Source organism: Acidovorax sp. 99 (genome assembly GCF_003096455.1).
Taxonomy (GTDB): domain Bacteria; phylum Pseudomonadota; class Gammaproteobacteria; order Burkholderiales; family Burkholderiaceae_C; genus Acidovorax; species Acidovorax delafieldii.
The window spans coordinates 3,675,015-3,694,020 of the sequence record NZ_QEKU01000001.1 but is presented as its reverse complement, the minus strand read 5'-3'; the positions used below and the strand labels follow the sequence as shown (position 1 = coordinate 3,694,020).

Here is a 19,006-nt window from a genome sequence, read left to right as displayed (position 1 = left end):
TGTTTCAGTTGTCCCGCGCTGCCTTGGCCGTGTCGGCAAAGTCGCTGAACACGCCGTCCACACCCAGGTTGTAGAACAGCTTGTATTCGGCCTTGGGGTCGCCCTTGAAGTCCGAGGCCAGGCGCTTGGCTTCGTTGCGGAAGGTGTAGGCGTGCACGAACAGGCCTTCGGCGTGTGCGTTCTTCACCACGTCGGTGGGCGCCATCATCACGCGGTCGCGTTCGTCGATCTTGCCGTCGCCATTCAGGTCGTCGGGCTTGCCGTCCTTGTTGGCATCCACTTGCTTGGAGGGGATCAGGTAGGGCTTCCAGGGGCCAATGCCGTCGGCATAGGTCTTGACTTCCTTGAGGCCCGCGGGGGTCAGCAGGCTGGCGAAGGTGCGCGAGTCGCCGGCCACGGCAAAGTCATAGGGCTTGTCGTACGGAGCCACCAGCGACATGGTGCCATCGGGGTTCACATCGTCTGCGTCAACCAGCTGCACCAGGCGCACCTGGGTCTTGGTGCGCAGGTACTTGAGGTTGGAGACTTCGAACGACTGGATGATGACGGGTGAGCTCTTGGAGGTGTAACCGTACTTGGCCAGGATGGTCAGCAGGCGGTCTTCCAACGGCAGGCCTTGCTTGACGTGGTAGGTGGGGTGCTTGGTCTCGGGGTACACGCCCACGGTGCGGCCCGCCTTGGCGCCTTCGGTCTTGGCCAGGTCCAGCACTTCTTCAAAGGTGGGGATCTGGAACTTGCCGTTGTACGACTGGTCGCGGTCGGACAGGGGCTGGATGGCGCGCAGGGTCTTGAGTTCGGCCAGGGTGAAGTCGGTGACAAACCAGCCTTCTTCCTCTACGCCGTCCACCACTTTCTTGGTCTTGCGGCTGGCGAATTCGGGGCGGGTGGAGACATCGGTGGTGCCGGTGATGTTGGGCTCGTGGCGGGCGACCAGCACACCATCCTTGGTGGCCACCAGATCGGGCTCGATAAAGTCGGCGCCCATGTCGATGGCCAGCTTGTAGCCTTCCAGCGTGTGGTCGGGCCGGTAGCCCGCCGTGCCCCGGTGGCCGATGACCAGGGGCTTGTCGCCGTTCAGGGTGGGGTACGGATAGTTGTCGCTGCCGCCGCAGGCTGCCAGCGTGGCCACCATGGCCAGCGCGCCCCATTTCACACCAGGGATGTGCATGCTCTTCTCCTCGCTATGTTGTTGGTAGAACCGCCGAACTGTGGCGTCGGCATGTGACAAGGCCATGACGTTGGCTTGACCAACGGATGACGGCCCAACCACCCGCCAAACGCACCAATATGTGGCAAATATCCCGACCACATTCCCCACCATTGTGCATAGACATCGGCATGAACGTATAACTTTTGGACATAATTCGATGTTGCAGTGCGCCAAACCGGTGCATAGCTGCCTTCGATTTTGTTGACCCCTTACTGCTGAAAGCCCTTTGAACCATGAAACACGCGACCGCCGAGAGCTTCCTTTCCCACGTGGCGCTCCGCAATCCCGGCCAGCCGGAATTCCTGCAAGCTGTCACCGAAGTGATGGAAAGCCTGTGGCCGTTCATCGCGCAGCACCCCCGCTATGCCGAGCACGGCCTGCTGGAGCGGCTGGTGGAGCCCGAGCGCGTCGTGATGTTCCGCGTGTCCTGGGTGGACGACCATGGCGCCGTGCAGGTCAACCGCGGCTACCGCATCCAGCACAGCATGGCCATCGGCCCCTACAAGGGCGGGCTGCGCTTTCACCCGTCCGTCAACCTGTCGGTGCTCAAGTTCCTGGCTTTTGAGCAGACTTTCAAGAACGCACTGACGACGCTGCCCATGGGCGGCGGCAAGGGCGGCTCCGACTTCGACCCCAAGGGCAAGAGCCCTGCCGAAGTCATGCGCTTTTGCCAGGCCTTTGTGACCGAGCTGTACCGCCACGTGGGTCCGGACACCGATGTGCCCGCCGGCGACATCGGCGTGGGCGGCCGCGAGGTGGGCTTCATGGCGGGCATGTACAAAAAGCTGGCCAACAACGCGGCCAGCGTGTTCACCGGCAAGGGCCTGTCGTTCGGCGGCTCGCTGATCCGCCCTGAAGCCACAGGCTACGGCACGGTGTACTTTGCGCAGGAAATGCTCAAGACCCGAGGCCGTTCGTTCGACGGCCTGCGCGTGTCGGTGTCCGGCTCGGGCAACGTGGCGCAATACGCCGTGCAAAAGGCGATGGAGCTGGGCGCCAAGGTGGTGACGGTGTCGGACTCCAGCGGCACCGTGGTGGACGAGGATGGCTTCACTGCCGAAAAGCTCGCCATCCTGATGGATGTGAAGAACCACCTCTACGGCCGCGTGAGCGACTACGCCGCCCGCACGGGTGTGAAGTTTGAAGCCGGTGTCCGCCCCTGGCATGTGAAGGTGGACGTGGCCCTGCCCTGCGCCACGCAAAACGAGCTGGACGAGAACGACGCGAAAACGCTGATCCAGAACGGCGTGCTCTGCGTGGCCGAGGGCGCCAACATGCCCTCGACCATCGAGGCCGCCAAGGCCTTTGAGGCCGCAGGCGTGCTGTACGCCCCCGGCAAGGCCAGCAACGCAGGCGGCGTGGCCACATCCGGTCTGGAGATGAGCCAGAACGCCGCCCGCCTGTCCTGGCCCCGCGAGGAGGTGGACGCCCGACTGCTGCAGATCATGCAGGGCATCCACGCAGCCTGCCTGCACTACGGCAAGCGCGCCGATGGCAGCGTGAGCTACATCGACGGCGCCAACATCGCCGGCTTTGTGAAGGTGGCCGACGCCATGCTGGCGCAGGGCGTGGTGTAAGGGGAAGGGCCGGGCCTTGGAACGTGTTTGCGTTCCAACAGCCTGTTCACACAGCAAATCACTGGGGCTTCGGCCCCTTTGTTTTTGGCGCACAGCGCAGTGCAGGCTATGCTGCACTTGGAAACCAATACGCACACTTTCGGGAGTCCGCCGTGGAAATCTTCAGCTTCTTGAACGTCATGGTCGAAAAAGGAGGCTCGGACCTCTTTTTCAGTGTCGGTGCGCCGGTCAATCTCAAGATCGAAGGGGTCACGCACCCGTTGAAGATGCCCGCCTTGCTGCCCGGCCAGGTCAAGCAGCTGGCCTACGCGGTGATGAACGAAAAGCAGATCGGCGAGTTCGAGGCCAAGCAGGAGATGAACCTGTCGATCTCGGCCGAGAACCTGGGGCGCTTTCGGGTCAACGTGTTCGTGCAGCGCGGCGAAACCGGCATGGTGGTGCGCTACATCAAGAACAAGATCCCGCCGCTGGCCGCGCTGGGCCTGCCCCCGGTGCTGGAAAAGCTGGTGCTGCGCAAGCGTGGCCTGGTGCTGGTGACCGGGGCCACGGGCTCGGGCAAATCGACCACGCTGGCGTCGATGATCAACTACCGTAACGAGAACGTCACGGGCCACATCCTCACCATCGAAGACCCACTGGAGTTTTTGCACGCGCACAAGCGCTCGGTGGTGGACCAGCGCGAGGTGGGCATCGACACGCAGTCGTACGAAGAGGCCCTGAAGAACGCGCTGCGCGAGGCGCCGGACGTGATCATGATCGGCGAGATCCGCGACCGCAACACCATGAAGCAGGCCATTGCCTATGCCGAGACCGGCCACCTGTGCCTGTCCACGCTGCACGCCAACAACGCCAACCAGGCCATGGAGCGGGTCATCAACTTCTTCCCCGAAGACGCCCACCACCAGCTACTGATGGACCTGAGCCTGAACCTGGCCGGCGTGATCTCGCAGCGCCTGATCCCCGGCCTGCACGAAAAGCTGGTGCCTGCGGTGGAGGTGATGCTCAACTCGCCCTACATCGCCGACCTGATCGCCAAGGGCGAGTTTTCGGGTATCAAGGAGGCCATGGGCCACAGCACCGAGATCGGTATGTGCACCTTTGACCAGGCGCTGTACCAGCTCTACACCGACGGCCGCATCTCGCTGGACGAGGCCCTGCACAACGCGGACTCGCGCACCGACCTGGCGCTGCGTGTGCGCCTGGCGGCCGGCGTGACCACGCAGGATGCAGGAGAGCTTTCCATCGATACCTCCTCGCCCATGCAGTCGGCCTCGCGGCTGTCGTGAACGGCGTGCTGGCGCCAGCGCCGGGACAGCGCCAGGGGTACCGTCTGCTCTACCACAGCAAGCCACCGGCTCCCGTGCTTGACCCTCACCGAACTTTTGTACCTGCGCCAGAATCAGTCGGACGATGAAACGAATTCCTCTTCTTGCATCCCTGGGGCTGGTGGTGGCCGTGAGCGTGGGTTGCGCCACCCTTGATGCCAAGCAGCGCGAATGGATCTTCCAGCCCAGCGACCGCAGCTGGGGCGGCGCGCCGTCCACCGAAGGCATGCAGGACGTGTGGATCGAGTTCGCCTCCGACGCCAGCGGCAAGGCCGAGCGCCTGCACGGGCTGTGGCTGCCCCACACCCAGGCCGGCGCGCCGGTGCTGCTGTACCTGCACGGCGCGCGCTGGAACGTGGCAGGTTCGTCGGGCCGCATCCGGCGCATGCAGGAGCTGGGCTTTTCGGTGCTGGCCATCGACTACCGGGGCTTTGGGCGCAGCAGCGCAGGCCTGCCGTCCGAAGCCACCGCCGCCGAGGACGCCCGCGCCGCCTGGAACTGGCTGGCCGAGCAGCACCTGGACAAGCCGCGCTACATCTTCGGCCACTCGCTGGGCGGCGCCATCGCCATCGACCTGGCGCGCCAGGTGCCGGATGAGAGGGGCACCATCGTCGAAGGCACTTTCACCAGCATCCCCGACGTGGTCAGTACCTTCAAGTGGGGCTGGCTGCCCGTGTCGCCCCTCATCACGCAGCGGTTTGAATCCATCCGCAAGGTGGCCGACATCGGCTCGCCGCTGCTGGTGGTGCATGGAAGCGACGACAGCCTGATCCGCCCCGCACTGGGCCGCCAGCTGTACGAGGCAGCGCGGGAGCCCAAGCAGTTTGTGCTGGTGGAAGGCGGCTCGCACCACAATACCAACTCTGTGGGGCAGCGGCAGTACCGCGAGGCCGTGGCCTCGCTGTTCCACCTGAAGTAGGCGTATCGTCAACGGCGCACCGCCTGCGCCAGCGCCGCCCAGGCCTTGAGGGTGAGCGGGTGGGTAAAGCCTGCCCCGGCCACAGGGTGCGACGACAGCTTGACCACCACCATCTCGGCGGCAGGGTTCACATGGATGAACTGGCCGTGGATGCCGGCGGCCTCATAAGCCCCATCGGCGTTGTGCAGCACCCACCACTGGTTGCGGTAGCTGTAGCCGGGCCGAAAGGCCATGCCACCCATCTTGAACTTCTCGCGGTCGCCGCCCTTGGCGGTGTCGTCGATCACGGCCTTGTCAAAAATCTTCTGGCCGTTGAAGCTGCCGCCCAGGCGCAGCATCTCGCCAAACCGCGCCAGGTCGCGCGCCGTGGCGTTGAGGCCTGCGCCCTGCAGCGGCGTGCCCACGCTGTCCACCATCACATGGGCATCTTCCTCGGTGCCCAGCTTTTGCCAGATGTTGTCGCTCATCAACTCCGCCCAGTGTTTGCCAGTGGCGCGCGACACGATCCAGCCCAGCACCTCCGAATGCACGGTGCGGTACACAAACCCGGCGCCGTGTTCGCCTTCCTTCTTGAGCGTCTTGAGGAAGTCGTACACATTGGTCGGCCCCTGGTAGCCCGGCGGACGGGGCAGCAGACCGCTGGACCAGCTGTAGCCAAAGATCTCGGTGGTCGGGTCGGTGTAGACCTCGCGGAAGCGCACGGCGCCCGTCATGTCCATCACATCGCGCACCTTCATGTCGCCCCAGGCCGATTCGGCCAGCTCCGGCACGTACTTGGTCACCAGCGCCTCGGGGTCGATCTTGCCCTCGTGCGCCAGCTGCGCCGCCATGAGCCCGGTGAACGACTTGGTGACCGAGAACAGCAGATGCGGCGAGTAGGGCTTCATCTGGTTGTCGTAGCGCTCGTACACCACGCGGCCCTTGTGCATCACCACCAGTGCATCGGTGTAGGTGCGGGTGAACCATTGGTCCACCGTGATGGGCTGGCCCTTGTCGTCATCGAATGCCACTGCGCCCAATGGTCGCGGGTCGGCCGGCAACGCAGATGGTGCGGCACCGCCCCGGCGGATATTGCGTGTGGGCTGCAGCTCGCGCAGGTGCTGCACGGCCCAGCGCAGCTGCGGGTATTTGTACGAGTTGCTCAGGTCCACACGCTGCGCCCCTTCGGGTGGGAAGGTGCTCATGTAGCCCAGCTTGTCCAGCGTCACGGTCTCGGGCGCCGGTAGCGCCGGGGCCTGCGCCTGGGCTGGGGCCGCAAAGGCCACACCCAGTGCCGCCGCAGCGCAGGCAGCCCGCCACAGCGCGGCGGGGAATGCGCCAGAACGCCGGGCCTGCGCAGGATGCAAAGGGTGAGCGGTTTGCGCCGCAGAGGCGCTGTAAGTCTTGTGCATGGCTTGTCTCCTTGTTGTGTTGTGTTGCTTGGTGCAGCATCCGGGCGAAGCGTCCCTCAGAACAGCGTCCAAGGCATGACGGGCTGCCAGCCACCGCCCCACCATGGTGCTGCGCCCCGCGCAAGGCAGGATGTCACCCGCGCGACCTTTGTCATACATAAATTTGCGCAAGTTCTCACCGCCTGGGTCCACCGCCCTGCCTGCAGCGCGCCCACCCCTTCTGGTACGCTCAGACAGATATGTCTGCCCCCTCCGCCACCGCAGCGTCTGCGGCCGCCCCTGTCTCTGTCCAACCCGGCCTGGCCATTCTGGTACTGGCCCTGTTGCTGTCCATCCAGCCCGTCACCACCGACCTGTACTTGCCCGCGCTGCCCGCTCTCACCCGCAGCCTGGGTGCGCCCATGGCGGCAGCGCAGCTCACGCTCAGCGGGCTGCTGCTGGCGTTTGGTTGTTCGCAGATGGTGTGGGGCCCGCTGTCTGACCGCTTTGGCCGCCGCCCCATCCTGCTGGCGGGCCTGACCATCTACACCGTGGCCTCGCTGGGCAGTGCCTTTGCGCCGACCATGGGTCTCCTCATTCTGTGGCGCATCGCCCAGGGTGCTGCCATGGGTGCCGTGGTGATGTGCGCGCGCGCCATCGTGCGCGACCTGTACACCCCGCTGGAGGGCGCCCGCGCCATGTCCAAGGCGCTCACGGGGCTGGGCATCGTGGCCTGCATCTGCGCGCCCATGGGTGGCCTGCTGAGCGAATGGCTGGGCTGGCGCGCTGCGCTGCTGGCACTCACGGTGTATGCCGTGGTCACGCTGGCGCTGGTGGCGTTGCGCTTGCCCGAGACCCTGGCCCACCGCAACCCCCAAGCGCTGCAGCCCCGTGCGCTGGTGGGTACCTGGCAACAGGTGTTGCGCAGCCCCACCTTCTGGGCGTTTTCGCTGCAGACCACGGCCACCTATGGCGGGCTGTTCACCTTTCTGGCGTCGTCCTCGTTCGTCTACATCGACGTGCTGGGCCTCACGCGCACCATGTATGGCTGGGTCATGGCGTCTGCCTGCGTGGCCTACTTTGCGGGCACCTTTGTGTGCCGCGCTCTGCTGGCACGGTTTGGCCTGCAGCGCACGGTGGCCATTGCCGGAGCCTTGAGCGCCAGCGGCGGCACGCTGATGGCGCTGGTGGCCTGGATGGGCTGGCACCACCCCTGGGCACTGACGCTACCGTTCTACCTGTTCATGGTGGCGCACGGCATCCACCAGCCCTGCGGGCAAAGTGGCGCCGTAGGGCCCTTCCCCAAAGCAGCAGGCGTCGCATCGGCTCTGAACGGTTTCATGATGATGCTGGCGGCCTTTGCCATTGGCGGCTGGCTGGGGCTGCGGCTCGATGGCACGGTGTGGCCTCTGGTCAACGGCATCTGGTTCTGGTCGGTGGTGCTGGCCGTGATCTCGTGGACGCTGGTGCAGAAGTTTGGAGCGCCCCGTGAGCACGCCTGACACCCTCCCCACCATTGCCCTGGCGGGCCCCACGGCGTCGGGCAAGACCGCCGGCGCGCTGGCGCTGGCCGCCGTGCTGGGCAAACAGGGCCGGCCGGTCGAGATCATCAGCGTGGACTCGGCCCTGGTGTACCGGGGCATGGACATTGGCACCGCCAAGCCCACGCCCGACGAGCGCGCCGCCGTGCCGCACCACCTCATCGACATCCGCGATCCGCTGCAGGCCTACAGCGCCGCCGAGTTTGTGCAGGACGCCACCCGGCTCATTGCCGAGATCCGCGCGCGCGGCGCACTGCCACTGCTGGTGGGCGGCACCATGCTGTACTTCAAGGCGCTGTTTGATGGCATTGACGACATGCCCGCCGCCGACCCCGAGGTGCGCGCCAAGATCGAAGCCCAGGCGGCCGAGCAGGGCTGGCCCGCCCTGCATGCCGAGTTGGCGCGTGTGGACCCAGTGACGGCCGCGCGCCTGGCCCCCGGCGACAGCCAGCGCATTCAACGTGCGCTGGAGGTATGGCATGTGTCAGGCCAACCGTTGTCGAGCTTTCACACTATCAAAAAAGTAGCAGACAACACAAATAACACCGGCGCCAGTGCGCTTTTTTCCTTGGAACCTGACAACCGGGCCTGGCTGCACGAGCGCATTGCCCAGCGTTTCGACGCCATGCTGGCTAGCGGCTTCATTGATGAGGTGGTGGCCCTGCGCGCACGCGGCGACCTGCACCCCGACCTGCCCTCCATGCGCTGCGTAGGCTACCGGCAGGTGTGGGAAGAACTCGACTTCCAGGCCAGCCGTCCTGCGGGCACCCCGTTGAACACGGCCTTCCTGCACGAACGCGGCATCGCCGCCACACGGCAACTGGCCAAGCGCCAGATCACCTGGCTGCGCAGCATGCCCCAGCGCCACGCCATCGCCTGCGACCAGCCCCATGCCGTGGCCACGCTGGTGCAGGCCGTGCTGCAGCGCCTGGAGCAGCCCACGCCATGACGCTGCTGCGTGTGGAGAACCTGGGCAAGCACTACGGCAGCACGCCGGTGTTCGCCAACGTGCAGTTCGCCGTGGCACCCGGCGAGTTTGTGGCCATCGTGGGCGATTCGGGCGTGGGCAAGTCCACCCTGCTCAACTGCCTGGCGGGGCTGGATACCTGGGACACCGGCAGCATCACCCACGGCACCACCGACCTGGGCCAGCTGGACGACACTGCCCGCGCCCTGTGGCGCCGCGCGCAGGTGGGTTTTGTGTTCCAGGCCTTCCACGTGTTGCCGCACCTGGACGTGGCACAGAACGTGGCCCTGCCGCTGATGCTGCTGGGCCAAAGTGATGCGGCCCGCGTGCAGCACATGCTGGCCGCTGTGGGCCTGGAGGCCTTCAGCGCACGGCTGCCGCAGCAGCTCAGCGGCGGGCAGCTGCAGCGTGTGGCCATCGCCCGCGCGCTGGTGCACCGCCCCGCCCTGCTGCTGGCCGACGAGCCCACCGGCAACCTCGACCCCACCACCGCCACGCGCGTGATGGACCTGCTGCTGGCGCAGACACGCGAGCACGGCGCATCGCTGGTGCTGGTCACCCATTCCGACGCCGCCGCGGCGCGGGCCGACCGGGTACTGCGGCTCACGGCCGGCGGCATCGCCGAATAGGCGGAGCCCCATTGCAGCCAAAGCGGCTGCGGGCTCTTACTCGATGTTCAGCCGCTGGGCGGCCTTGTTCACCTTCTTGGGCAAGGTCAACGTCAGCACGCCGTTGTCGTACTTGGCCTTGGCCTGCGCGGCGTCCACGTCGGCAGGCAGCTGGAAGCTGCGGGCCACGGCGCCAAAGTAGCGCTCGCTGCGCAGCACCTTTTCGCCCTCGCGCTTTTCATCGTGCTGGCGCACCTCGGCGCGCAGGCTCACCACATTGCCTTCGAGCGAGACATGGATGTCCTCCTTGGCCACGCCGGGCACTTCGGCCTGCACCGTGTAGCCGCTTTCGGTTTCCTTCACATCCACCTTGATCTGGCTGGGCGAAGGCAGGTTGTCGCCATGCAGCGGGCGCACGTAAAAGCCGGGGGCAATGTCCTTGAAAAAGTCGTCAAACAGACTGCCACGGGTCACGAGAGAGTTCATGGTTTTGGCTCCTGAAAAGGGGTTGAAACAGACAACTGAGCCAGCGCAGGAGGGCGGGCCCTGACTCCAAGATAGGCCTGCGGTATCGCGGCTTCAAGGGGGGTTGAAATGCAAGGTTGATGTGCGTCAAAAACCCAGGCTCCCAACGCCTGCGGCCACAATGCAGGCCATGCTCGCCCTGCTCCGCACCTTCTCCTGGCAAGACCTGCGCCACCACCCCTGGCGCAGCGCCGCAGCGGTGGCGGCCGTGATGCTGGGTGTGGCGCTGGCGTTTGCGGTACATGTGATCAATGCGTCGGCGCTGGACGAGTTCTCGCAGGCCGTGCGCGCCGTCAACGGCCAGCCCGACCTGGAGCTGCGCGCCATGCAAGGCGGCCTGCCCGAGGCGCTGTACGCACGCCTGGCCACCGACCCGCAAGTGGCCCGCGCCAGCCCGCTGCTGGAGCTGTCGGCCGTAGCGCAAGCAGATACAGCCGCGGGCGCCAAAGGCCAGTCCCTTCGCACGCCCATCCGCGTGCTGGGCGCCGATGCACTGCTGCTGCCCACCATGGCCCCGGCGCTGGTGCCGCGCCCCTGGGACAGCGCCGACCGGTTCGCCCTCTTCGCACCCGCCACGGTGTTCCTCAACACGGCAGCGCTGCAGGCACTGGGGCTTTCTGCCGCCGCTCCAGCACCATCGTCGCCCCTGCCCCGCCTCACGCTGCAGGTGGGTTTGCAACAGGCGCTCATGGTGCAGGTGGCAGGCACCGTGACCGCCGGCGGCGCGCCGCTGGCCGTGATGGACATTGGCGCTGCACAAGACCTGTTTGGCCGCACGGGCGCAATCACCCGCATGGACCTGCAACTGCAGCCCGGCACCGACCGCACTGCGTGGGAGACCACACTGCGCGCGCAGCCCGGCTGGCCTGCCAACCTGGTGCTGGCGCAGCCCGGCGATGCCACCCAGCGCATCAGCAACCTGTCGCGCGCCTACCGGGTCAACCTGACGGTGCTGGCGCTGGTGGCACTGTTCACCGGGGCGTTTCTGGTGTTCTCGGTGCTGGCCCTCAGCGTGGCGCAGCGCGGGCCGCAGTTTGCGCTGCTGGCCGTGCTGGGCGCCACACCGCGCCAGCGGCTGGCACTGGTGGTGGCAGAGTCGGCAGCGCTGGGCGTGCTGGGCAGCGTACTGGGCATAACGCTGGGCACCGCTCTGGCGGCCACGGCACTGCAACTGCTGGGCGGCGACCTGGGCGGTGGCTACTTTGCGGGCGTGCGGCCCGCGCTGCAATGGAGCGCCCCCGTCGCCCTGGTGTACGGCGCACTGGGCGTGGCGGCCGCCTTGGCGGGTGGCTGGTGGCCCGCCCGCGCCGCGCAGACCCTGCCCCCGGCCCAGACCCTGAAGGGCCTTGGCGCCGCAGCCAGCCAGGCGGACAAGGGCACTGTTGGTATCGTTTTGATAGCTGCCGGGGCAATTTTGACTAGCGCTCCACCCGTATTTGGCATTCCACTGGCCGCGTACGTCGCCATTGCGCTGCTGCTGGTGGGTGGCATCGCCCTGCTGCCCTGGGGCATGGCGCGGTTGCTGGCATGGCTGCAGCCTCTGGCCGCACGCCATGCGCTGCCACTGCTGGCGCTGGAGCGCGCGCGGCGCATGCGGGGCAGCGCGGCCATCGCGGTGGGCGGCGTGGTCGCATCCCTCAGTCTGGCCGTTGCGCTGACGGTGATGGTGTCCAGCTTTCGCGGCTCGGTCACACAGTGGCTGGACGCGGTGCTGCCGTCGCCGCTGTACGTGCGCTCGGCCCTCAGTGCGGGTGGAACGGGCGGCAGTGAGGCCGCGTTGCTGCCCGCGGGCTTTGCAGAAGCGGTGGGCCAGTTGCCAGGACTGGACCGCGTGCAGCCCCTGCGCGCCAGCCCGCTGCAGCTGTCCCCCACCCTGCCCTCGCTTACGGTGCTAAGCCGCCCCCTGGGCGATGAGCCGGCGCAGACCCTGCCCCTGGTGGGCGAGGCCCTGCCCGTGCCCCCCGGCCGCACCGGCGTCTACATCAGCGAGGCCGTGGTGGACCTGTACGGCCTGCGCCCCGGCATGGAGTGGCCTGCACTTTCCAAGGCTTTTAGCCCTCAAGCGCTAGAGAATCATGCGCCAGCAGCTATCTTTTACATAGCAGGCATCTGGCGTGACTATGCCCGGCAAACCGGCGCCGTGGTGATGGACCGCGCTGTGTGGCTGCGCCTGACCGGCGACGCCCGCACCAGCGACCTGGCCCTGTGGCCCAGCGAGGGCACCGACCTGTCGGCCTTGCAGGCGTCCATCCGCGCGCTCGCTGCGACGCAAGCCGGCCGCCAGCTCTCCACTGCGGCGGGCGCCACCACGGGCGACGGCAACGAGGCCCTGGTGGAATTCAGCTCGGCCGCCACCATCCGCGAACGCTCGCTGCGCATCTTCGACCGCAGCTTTGCCGTCACCTACTGGCTGCAGGCCGTCGCCATCGGCATTGGCCTCTTTGGCGTGGCCGCCAGCTTCAGCGCCCAGGTGCTGGCACGCCGCAAGGAGTTCGGCCTGCTCGCCCACCTGGGCCTCACGCGGCGGCAGATTCTGACCGTGGTGGCAGGCGAAGGGGCCGCGTGGACAGCGTTGGGTGCAGCGGCGGGCGTGCTGCTGGGGCTGGCTGTGTCCGTGGTGCTGGTGCACGTGGTCAACCCGCAGAGTTTTCACTGGACGATGGATTTGGCGGTGCCGGGTTGGAGGTTGCTGGGGCTGTGTGCTGCCGTTGTTGTGTCGGGCACGGTCACCGCATGGCTGGCGGGCCGGGCGGCGGCAGGGCGTGATGCGGTGATGGCGGTGAAGGAGGATTGGTGAGCCATCCCATCGGAAAGCTATGAGCAGCTTGAGCTGCGAGGCCGTTGACCGATTGCACTAGGGCTGGTCAGCATTGACCGGCTCGAAGTTTTGCCTTTATCGTCATTGGACGCCCTCAACCCAGGAGTTTCCAATGAACCTTCGTCAAGGACTGCTCTGCGTCACCATGTTGGCCGCACTTTCTGCAAACGCGATGGATGGCGCCATCACCAAAGAAGAGTTCGATCAGATCGTGGTCAGCCCCTTCAAGGCGACTCACGCCAAGAATGGCACTGTGATTGAGGTACACCTCAAGGCAGACGGCTCGGTGGTGGCCCGACAGGGCTACAACGATGTGGGTACTTGGCGAAGGGAAGGCGATGCAGGCTATTGCGTTCGGTGGAACAAGCAACGCTTCGATGATCGCTGCTCGACCTTTGTGAAGCGTGAAGGGAAGTTGGCTCTCAACTCCCCCACCGGAGAGCTGACTTGGTGGGTTGATTCGCTACCGAAATAACGCCAAGGCGTGCCACGCCAGTTGCCGATTGCGTGAGGGCAATGCACCAGAATTGGGGGGTAGTACCGTTGCGAGCACAAGGCGTATGGACTGCGACAATGCATGCATGCAGACTCAGCCTCCTTCACTCTCCGCCAGCGCCCCTTGGCTCCACGAAGCCATCGCCCGCATCGAAGCAGACTACCAGCGCAGCGCTGACACCCACCTGATCCCGCTGCGCCTGCCCGCGTTTGCCGCGCATGGCATTGACCTGTACCTCAAGGACGAGTCCACCCACCCCACGGGCAGCCTGAAGCACCGGTTGGCGCGGTCGCTGTTTTTGTATGCGCTGTGCAATGGCTGGGTGCATGAGGGCTCGACCATCGTCGAGTCGTCCAGCGGCTCCACGGCGGTGAGTGAGGCTTACTTTGCCCGGCTGCTGGGGTTGCCGTTTGTGGCGGTGATGCCGCGCAGCACGTCGCCCGAGAAGGTCGCGCAGATCGAGTTCCATGGCGGGCGTTGCCACTTTGTGGACAGCGCGGGCGCTGTGTATGACGCGGCCCGTGCGATTGCCGAGGAGACCGGCGGCCACTACATGGACCAGTTCACGTATGCCGAGCGTGCGACCGACTGGCGCGGCAACAACAACATTGCCGAGAGCATGTTCACGCAGATGGCGCGCGAGCCGCACCCTGTGCCGCGCTGGATCGTGGTGGGCGCGGGCACCGGCGGCACCAGCGCCACCATTGGCCGCTATGTGCGCTACCAGCGCCATGCCACGCAGGTGTGTGTGGCCGACCCGGCGGGGTCGGTGTTCAGTGCCTACCACCGCACGGGCAATGCGCAGCTGACGGCGCCAGGATCCCGCATTGAAGGCATTGGGCGCCCACGGGTGGAGCCGAGCTTCATCCGCACGCTGGTGGACCGCATGGTGGATGTGGCGGACTGCGAGTCCATCGCCGCCATGCGTGCGCTGTCGCAGTTGCTGGGGCGGCGCGTGGGCCCGTCCACAGGCACCAACTTTGTGGCCATGCTCACGCTGGCCAGCGAGATGCGCGAACGGGGCGAGCGCGGCTCCATCCTGTCGCTGCTGTGTGATGCGGGCGAACGGTACTTGCCCACGTATTTCGACACCGAATGGGTGGACCGCACGTTTGGCGACTGCTCAGCCGCGCAGCAGAAGATAGACGCACTGATCGGCTGACGCCCGCTACCCTCCGCACCATGCCCTTTTCTGCTTTGCCTCCTGGCCCGTTGACGCAACCGAGCGGCCCTCTGGCCACCCGACGCCAGTGGCTGGTAACGCAGATGCCCGTGGGCCTGGCAGCCGTAGGTGCTGCAGGGTGGTTGCCCGAGACAGCGCATGCATTGCCTGCACGGGTGTTGAGCTTTCCCCGTGACCACGGCAGCCACCCGGAGCTGCGTACCGAGTGGTGGTACATCACCGGCCATGTGCAGGCGCAGGGACAACCGTGGGGCTTTCAGATCACATTCTTTCGCTCGCGGGTCGATGCGACGCAACAGCTGCAGTCGGCCTTTGCGGCCAAACACCTGCTGTTTGCGCACGCCGCCATCACCGATGTGCGCGGGCAGCGGCTGGTGCATGACCAGCGCATTGCGCGTGCTGGTTTTGGGGTGGCGCAGGCCAGTGAGGCCGACACCCGAATCCGCCTGCAGGACTGGACGCTGGAGCGCAGCGACACCGCACGAGGAAATCTGGACTTTACGGCCAGCCGCTACACCACACACATCGTGGGCAGCGAGTTTGGGCTGGACCTGGTGTTTGACAGCACCCAGCCCTTGCTGCTCCAGGGGCAGCAGGGGCTGTCCCGCAAGGGGCCGGACGCCGAGCAGGCCAGTTACTACTACAGCCAGCCACAGTTGGCCGTCAGCGGCACCTTGCAGGTGGGCAACAAACGCATGGCGGTGACGCCCGACACCGGCTGCGCCTGGATGGACCACGAGTGGAGCGAGGCACTGCTGCACCCTGACGCCCAGGGGTGGGACTGGATCGGCATGAACCTGCACGACGGCAGCGCGCTCACAGCCTTTCGCCTGCGGCGGGCTGATGGCACTGCGTTGTGGGCGGGAGGATCGTGGCGAGCGCCCGGGCAGCCGGTGCAGGTGTTTGGGGCGCAGTCTGTGACGTTCACCCCCTTGCGGTGGTGGACCAGCCCGCGCAGTGGCGCGCGCTACCCGGTGCAGTGGCAGGTGGAAACGCCCGCAGGCAGCTTTGAAGTGAACGCGCTGCTGGAAAGCCAGGAGCTGGACAGCAGCGGATCAACGGGGGCGATCTATTGGGAAGGCCTGTCTGACCTGATGAGCGCCAGAGGCCAACCTATAGGTAGGGGCTACCTGGAGATGACTGGATACGCAAAGCCGCTGCGCCTGTAAAAGCAGCAGCGGCTTGATGTCAGAAAGATACCGCCAGATCGGGCGGTGTCACATCTTCAATGCTTGGCGGAGCTGCCTGCGCGGCGCTGCGCCAGCCAGGCAATGATCTCGCCCATGATGCCGCGGCGGAAAGCCAGCACGCAGATCACGAAAATCAGGCCCGTGACCATGGTGACGGATTCGCCCAGGGTCTTGAACCATTCCACGCTGGTCAAGGCGGCCAACAGGTTGCCGAATTCACCGATCTTGTTCTCCAGCAGCACCACCACGGCCGAGCCAATGAGCGGGCCCGACAGCGTGCCCAGGCCGCCTACCAGCGTCATCAGGATGACCTGACCCGACGCGGTCCAGTGCACATCGGACAGCGTGGCAAAGCCGAGCACCAGGGTCTTGAGAGAGCCGGCCAGGCCCGCCAGAGCCGCCGACAACACAAAGGCCAGCAGCTTGAAGCGGTGCGTGTCATAGCCCAGCGAGATGGCGCGGGGCTCGTTCTCCTTGATGCCCTTGAGCACCTGGCCGAACGGCGAGTGGATGGTGCGCACGATCAGCAAGAAGGCCGCGACCACGATGACCAGCGCGACGTAGTACATGACGAGGTCGCTTTGCAGATCGATCAAGCCAAACAGCTTGCCGCGCGGCACACCCTGCAAGCCGTCCTCACCACCCGTGAAGGGGGCTTGGAGACAGGCAAAGAACAGCATCTGCGCCAGCGCCAATGTGATCATGGAGAAGTAAATGCCCTGGCGGCGAATGGCCAGCCAGCCAAACAGCAGGCCCAGCAGCGCGCCACCGGCGGTGCCGAGCAGCAGACCCACTTCAGGCGTCAGGCCCCACACCTTGATGGCGTGGCCAGCCACATAGGCTGCGCCACCGAGGAAGGCCGCATGGCCAAAAGACAGCAGGCCGGTGTAACCGAGCAGCAGGTTGAACGCAGAAGCAAACAGTGCAAAGCACATGAGCTTCATCACGAAGACGGGATAGGCGCCGAGAAAAGGCGCGGCAATGAGGGCCAGCAACAGCAGGCCGTAACCAATGGTGGCAGTGTTCTTGGAATTCATGCTGGCGGCCCCTTATTTTTCTTTGCCGAACAGGCCGGCGGGGCGAATGAGAAGAACGATGACCATGATGACGAACACCACGGTGGAAGATGCTTCGGGGTAGAACACCTTGGTGAAACCTTCGATCACTCCCAGGCCCAGCCCGGTCAAGATGGAGCCCATGATGGAGCCCATGCCGCCAATCACCACCACGGCAAACACCACGATGATCAGGTTCTGGCCCATGAGCGGGGTGACCTGGTACACGGGGGCGGCCAGCACACCGGCAAAAGCAGCCAGTGCGGCACCAAAGGCGTAGGTCAGGGTCACCATCACCGGCACGTTGATGCCGAAGGCCTCCACCAGGCGCGGGTTTTCAGTACCGGCGCGCAGATAGGCGCCGAGCTTGGTTTTTTCGATCACATACCAGGTGCCGATGCACACCACCACCGAGGCCACCACCACCCACGCACGGTAATTGGGCATGATCATGAAGCCGAGGTTGGTCGCGCCTTCCAGCAGCTCGGGAGTGTCGTAGCCCAGGCCCGACACGCCATAGATGGAGCGAAACACGCCTTCGATCAGCAGGGTCAGGCCCAGCGTGAGCAGCAGGCCATACAGGTGATCGAGTTTGTAGATCCAGCGTAGCAGCAGGCGCTCGATCAGCACCCCGAACAGCCCCACCACCAGTGGTGCCAGCACCAGCATCAACCAGTAGTTGATGCCGAAGTAGTTCATGGCCATCCATGTCAGCAACGCCCCGGTCATGAACAGTGCGCCGTGCGCAAAGTTGATGACGTTGAGCAGGCCAAAGATCACAGCCAGCCCCAGGCTGAGGATTGCGTAGAACGATCCGTTGACCAGCCCCAGAAGGAGCTGGCTCAACAGGCCGGGCAGTGAGACACCAAAGATTTCCATGGGAGGCAGCAGCAGGTGGAGAGAGTTCAGGTCAGAGGGCCACACTGGGCCCGGCGTCCCGCTGGGACAGCCAGGCCGGCGTGGGCCCTCTCAGGGGTTTACTTCCAGAGCGGGCACTTGCTCTCGGCCTTGGTGGTGAACACCGAGTCACCAGGCAGCTTCTTGATCAGCTTGTAATAGTCCCAGGGCTTGGTGGACTCTGCAGGCTTCTTCACTTCCATCAGGTACATGTCGTGCACATAACGGCCGTCGGCGCGCAGCTGGCCCGAGCCGAAGAAGTCGTTCATCTTCATGCCGCGCCATGTGGTCATGACCTTGTCGGCGTCCACCGACTTGGCGGCTTCCACGGCCTTGAGGTAATTCATGGTGGCCGAGTAGTCAGCCGCCTGGATTTCGGTTGGCATGCGCTTGGTCTTCTCGAAGAAACGCGCCGAGAACTTGCGGGTTTCGTCGTTCAGGTCCCAGTACCAGCTGGTGGTGAACTGCAGGCCTTCGGTGTTGCGCAGGCCCAGGCTGTGCACATCGGAGATGAAGATCAGCAGGCCGGCGAGCTTCATGCTCTTGCCGATGCCGAACTCCTTGGCAGCCTTGATGGAGTTGATGGTGTCACCACCTGCATTGGCCAGGCCCAGGATCTGCGCCTTGGAGTTCTGTGCCTGCAGCAGGAAGGACGAGAAGTCGGACGCGTTCAGCGGGTGGCGCACGGCACCCACCACGTTGCCGCCCTTGGCCTTGACCACGGCGGTGGTGTCGGCTTCGAGCGCATGGCCGAAGGCATAGTCTGCCGTCAGGAAGTACCAGCTCTTGCCGCCGCCATCCACAATGGCCGAGCCCGTGCCCTTGGCCAGTGCCACGGTGTCATACGCGTAGTGCACGGTGTACGGTGTGCACTGGTCGTTGGTCAATGCCGAACTGGCAGCGCCGTTGTTGATGTAGACGCGCTTCTTCTCGGCGGCTACCTTGGCAATGGCCAGTGCGGTGCCGGAGTTGGTGCCACCAAACACCATGGTCAGGCCCTGGGTGTCGATCCACTCGCGGGCCTTGGAGGCTGCGATGTCGGCCTTGTTCTGGTGGTCGGCGCTCATCAGTTCGATGGGCATGCCCAGCACCTTGCCGCCAAAGTCATCAATGGCCATCTGGATGGCGACTGCGCCGTTCTTGCCTTCCACGTCCGCATACAGGCTGGACATGTCGGTGATGAAACCGATCTTGACTTTGTCCTGTGCGTGCGCGGCCGAGGTGGCCAAGCCTGCAACGCCCAGCATCAGTGCCAGCACTTTGAGTTGTTTCTTCATGGATTTGTCTCCTGTGGGTGTGGTGGAAGAAAGCGGTAGGGAAAGGGT

Annotated in this window: 16 protein-coding genes; 10 read left to right on the top strand and 6 right to left on the bottom strand. The window is 65.4% G+C overall.

Annotation, left to right across the window (positions count from 1 at the left end):
- Positions 1-4 precede the first annotated feature (4 nt).
- The gene (locus tag C8C95_RS17155; protein WP_116749367.1) at positions 5-1,168 is read right to left on the bottom strand and encodes a glycerophosphodiester phosphodiesterase; all 1,164 of its coding nucleotides are present in this window, start codon (positions 1,166-1,168) and stop codon (positions 5-7) included.
- 275 nt (positions 1,169-1,443) lie between these two features.
- Between C8C95_RS17155 and gdhA the strand changes: the two genes are divergently transcribed.
- The 3 genes from gdhA to C8C95_RS17140 all read left to right on the top strand — a co-directional run bounded on the left by gdhA (position 1,444) and on the right by C8C95_RS17140 (position 5,031).
- Complete coding sequence (gene gdhA, locus C8C95_RS17150; RefSeq protein ID WP_116749366.1) at positions 1,444-2,787, top strand: NADP-specific glutamate dehydrogenase; 1,344 nt, start codon at positions 1,444-1,446, stop codon at positions 2,785-2,787.
- A gap of 152 nt (positions 2,788-2,939) precedes the next feature.
- Positions 2,940-4,073 (top strand): PilT/PilU family type 4a pilus ATPase, encoded by a 1,134-nt coding sequence (locus C8C95_RS17145; RefSeq protein WP_056062158.1) that lies wholly within the window; start codon positions 2,940-2,942, stop codon positions 4,071-4,073.
- Between the two features lie 124 nt (positions 4,074-4,197).
- Complete coding sequence (locus tag C8C95_RS17140) at positions 4,198-5,031, top strand: alpha/beta fold hydrolase (protein ID WP_116749365.1); 834 nt, start codon at positions 4,198-4,200, stop codon at positions 5,029-5,031.
- Positions 5,032-5,039: 8 nt separating this feature from the next.
- Here the strand turns inward: C8C95_RS17140 and C8C95_RS17135 are convergent, their stop codons facing one another.
- Positions 5,040-6,422, bottom strand: coding sequence for a serine hydrolase (locus tag C8C95_RS17135; protein WP_243415714.1), 1,383 nt, complete (start codon positions 6,420-6,422; stop codon positions 5,040-5,042).
- A gap of 239 nt (positions 6,423-6,661) precedes the next feature.
- Here C8C95_RS17135 and C8C95_RS17130 point away from each other — a divergent pair, with 239 nt between their 5' ends.
- Genes C8C95_RS17130 through C8C95_RS17120 form a run of 3 tightly spaced genes read left to right on the top strand, consistent with a single transcriptional unit; the run spans position 6,662 to position 9,538 of the window.
- Positions 6,662-7,903, top strand: coding sequence for a multidrug effflux MFS transporter (locus C8C95_RS17130; RefSeq protein WP_116749364.1), 1,242 nt, complete (start codon positions 6,662-6,664; stop codon positions 7,901-7,903).
- The gene (gene miaA / locus C8C95_RS17125) at positions 7,890-8,891 is read left to right on the top strand and encodes a tRNA (adenosine(37)-N6)-dimethylallyltransferase MiaA (protein WP_116750333.1); all 1,002 of its coding nucleotides are present in this window, start codon (positions 7,890-7,892) and stop codon (positions 8,889-8,891) included. Before C8C95_RS17130 ends, miaA begins: the two co-directional genes overlap by 14 nt.
- Positions 8,888-9,538 carry an ABC transporter ATP-binding protein gene (locus C8C95_RS17120; protein WP_116749363.1) on the top strand — a complete coding sequence of 217 codons (651 nt, stop codon included), beginning with the start codon at positions 8,888-8,890 and terminating at the stop codon, positions 9,536-9,538. Before miaA ends, C8C95_RS17120 begins: the two co-directional genes overlap by 4 nt.
- Before the next feature lie 36 nt (positions 9,539-9,574).
- On the opposite strand, the gene C8C95_RS17115 is transcribed toward C8C95_RS17120, so the two are convergent.
- Positions 9,575-10,003 (bottom strand): Hsp20/alpha crystallin family protein, encoded by a 429-nt coding sequence (locus C8C95_RS17115; protein WP_110959316.1) that lies wholly within the window; start codon positions 10,001-10,003, stop codon positions 9,575-9,577.
- 160 nt (positions 10,004-10,163) lie between these two features.
- Here C8C95_RS17115 and C8C95_RS17110 point away from each other — a divergent pair, with 160 nt between their 5' ends.
- The 4 genes from C8C95_RS17110 (at position 10,164) to C8C95_RS17095 (ending at position 15,708) form a co-directional block, all read left to right on the top strand.
- Positions 10,164-12,839, top strand: coding sequence for an FtsX-like permease family protein (locus C8C95_RS17110; RefSeq protein WP_116749362.1), 2,676 nt, complete (start codon positions 10,164-10,166; stop codon positions 12,837-12,839).
- A 133-nt stretch (positions 12,840-12,972) separates the two neighbouring features.
- The gene (locus tag C8C95_RS17105; protein WP_116749361.1) at positions 12,973-13,335 is read left to right on the top strand and encodes a hypothetical protein; all 363 of its coding nucleotides are present in this window, start codon (positions 12,973-12,975) and stop codon (positions 13,333-13,335) included.
- 106 nt (positions 13,336-13,441) lie between these two features.
- Positions 13,442-14,518: a PLP-dependent cysteine synthase family protein gene (locus C8C95_RS17100; protein ID WP_116750332.1), complete on the top strand. Its 1,077-nt coding sequence runs from the start codon at positions 13,442-13,444 to the stop codon at positions 14,516-14,518.
- 20 nt (positions 14,519-14,538) lie between these two features.
- Complete coding sequence (locus C8C95_RS17095; protein WP_207780614.1) at positions 14,539-15,708, top strand: carotenoid 1,2-hydratase; 1,170 nt, start codon at positions 14,539-14,541, stop codon at positions 15,706-15,708.
- 56 nt (positions 15,709-15,764) lie between these two features.
- Here the strand turns inward: C8C95_RS17095 and C8C95_RS17090 are convergent, their stop codons facing one another.
- From C8C95_RS17090 to C8C95_RS17080, 3 genes are all read right to left on the bottom strand, one after another.
- Positions 15,765-16,766 (bottom strand): branched-chain amino acid ABC transporter permease, encoded by a 1,002-nt coding sequence (locus tag C8C95_RS17090; protein ID WP_056061594.1) that lies wholly within the window; start codon positions 16,764-16,766, stop codon positions 15,765-15,767.
- A 12-nt stretch (positions 16,767-16,778) separates the two neighbouring features.
- Positions 16,779-17,663 (bottom strand): branched-chain amino acid ABC transporter permease, encoded by an 885-nt coding sequence (locus C8C95_RS17085; protein WP_015013288.1) that lies wholly within the window; start codon positions 17,661-17,663, stop codon positions 16,779-16,781.
- A gap of 98 nt (positions 17,664-17,761) precedes the next feature.
- Entirely contained in the window at positions 17,762-18,958 is a 1,197-nt protein-coding gene (locus tag C8C95_RS17080; protein ID WP_116749359.1) for an ABC transporter substrate-binding protein, read from the bottom strand.
- Positions 18,959-19,006: the final 48 nt, after the last annotated feature.

Bases quoted from the DNA above. Each gene is read 5' to 3' on its own strand.
- C8C95_RS17155 (WP_116749367.1), bottom strand. From the start codon at position 1,168: ATGCACATCCCTGGTGTGAAATGGGGCGCGCTGGCCATGGTGGCCACG.
- gdhA (WP_116749366.1), top strand. From the start codon at position 1,444: ATGAAACACGCGACCGCCGAGAGCTTCCTTTCCCACGTGGCGCTCCGC.
- C8C95_RS17140 (WP_116749365.1), top strand. From the start codon at position 4,198: ATGAAACGAATTCCTCTTCTTGCATCCCTGGGGCTGGTGGTGGCCGTG.
- C8C95_RS17135 (WP_243415714.1), bottom strand. From the start codon at position 6,422: ATGCACAAGACTTACAGCGCCTCTGCGGCGCAAACCGCTCACCCTTTG.
- C8C95_RS17130 (WP_116749364.1), top strand. From the start codon at position 6,662: ATGTCTGCCCCCTCCGCCACCGCAGCGTCTGCGGCCGCCCCTGTCTCT.
- C8C95_RS17120 (WP_116749363.1), top strand. From the start codon at position 8,888: ATGACGCTGCTGCGTGTGGAGAACCTGGGCAAGCACTACGGCAGCACG.
- C8C95_RS17115 (WP_110959316.1), bottom strand. From the start codon at position 10,003: ATGAACTCTCTCGTGACCCGTGGCAGTCTGTTTGACGACTTTTTCAAG.
- C8C95_RS17110 (WP_116749362.1), top strand. From the start codon at position 10,164: ATGCAGGCCATGCTCGCCCTGCTCCGCACCTTCTCCTGGCAAGACCTG.
- C8C95_RS17105 (WP_116749361.1), top strand. From the start codon at position 12,973: ATGAACCTTCGTCAAGGACTGCTCTGCGTCACCATGTTGGCCGCACTT.
- C8C95_RS17100 (WP_116750332.1), top strand. From the start codon at position 13,442: ATGCAGACTCAGCCTCCTTCACTCTCCGCCAGCGCCCCTTGGCTCCAC.
- C8C95_RS17095 (WP_207780614.1), top strand. From the start codon at position 14,539: ATGCCCTTTTCTGCTTTGCCTCCTGGCCCGTTGACGCAACCGAGCGGC.
- C8C95_RS17090 (WP_056061594.1), bottom strand. From the start codon at position 16,766: ATGAATTCCAAGAACACTGCCACCATTGGTTACGGCCTGCTGTTGCTG.
- C8C95_RS17085 (WP_015013288.1), bottom strand. From the start codon at position 17,663: ATGGAAATCTTTGGTGTCTCACTGCCCGGCCTGTTGAGCCAGCTCCTT.
- C8C95_RS17080 (WP_116749359.1), bottom strand. From the start codon at position 18,958: ATGAAGAAACAACTCAAAGTGCTGGCACTGATGCTGGGCGTTGCAGGC.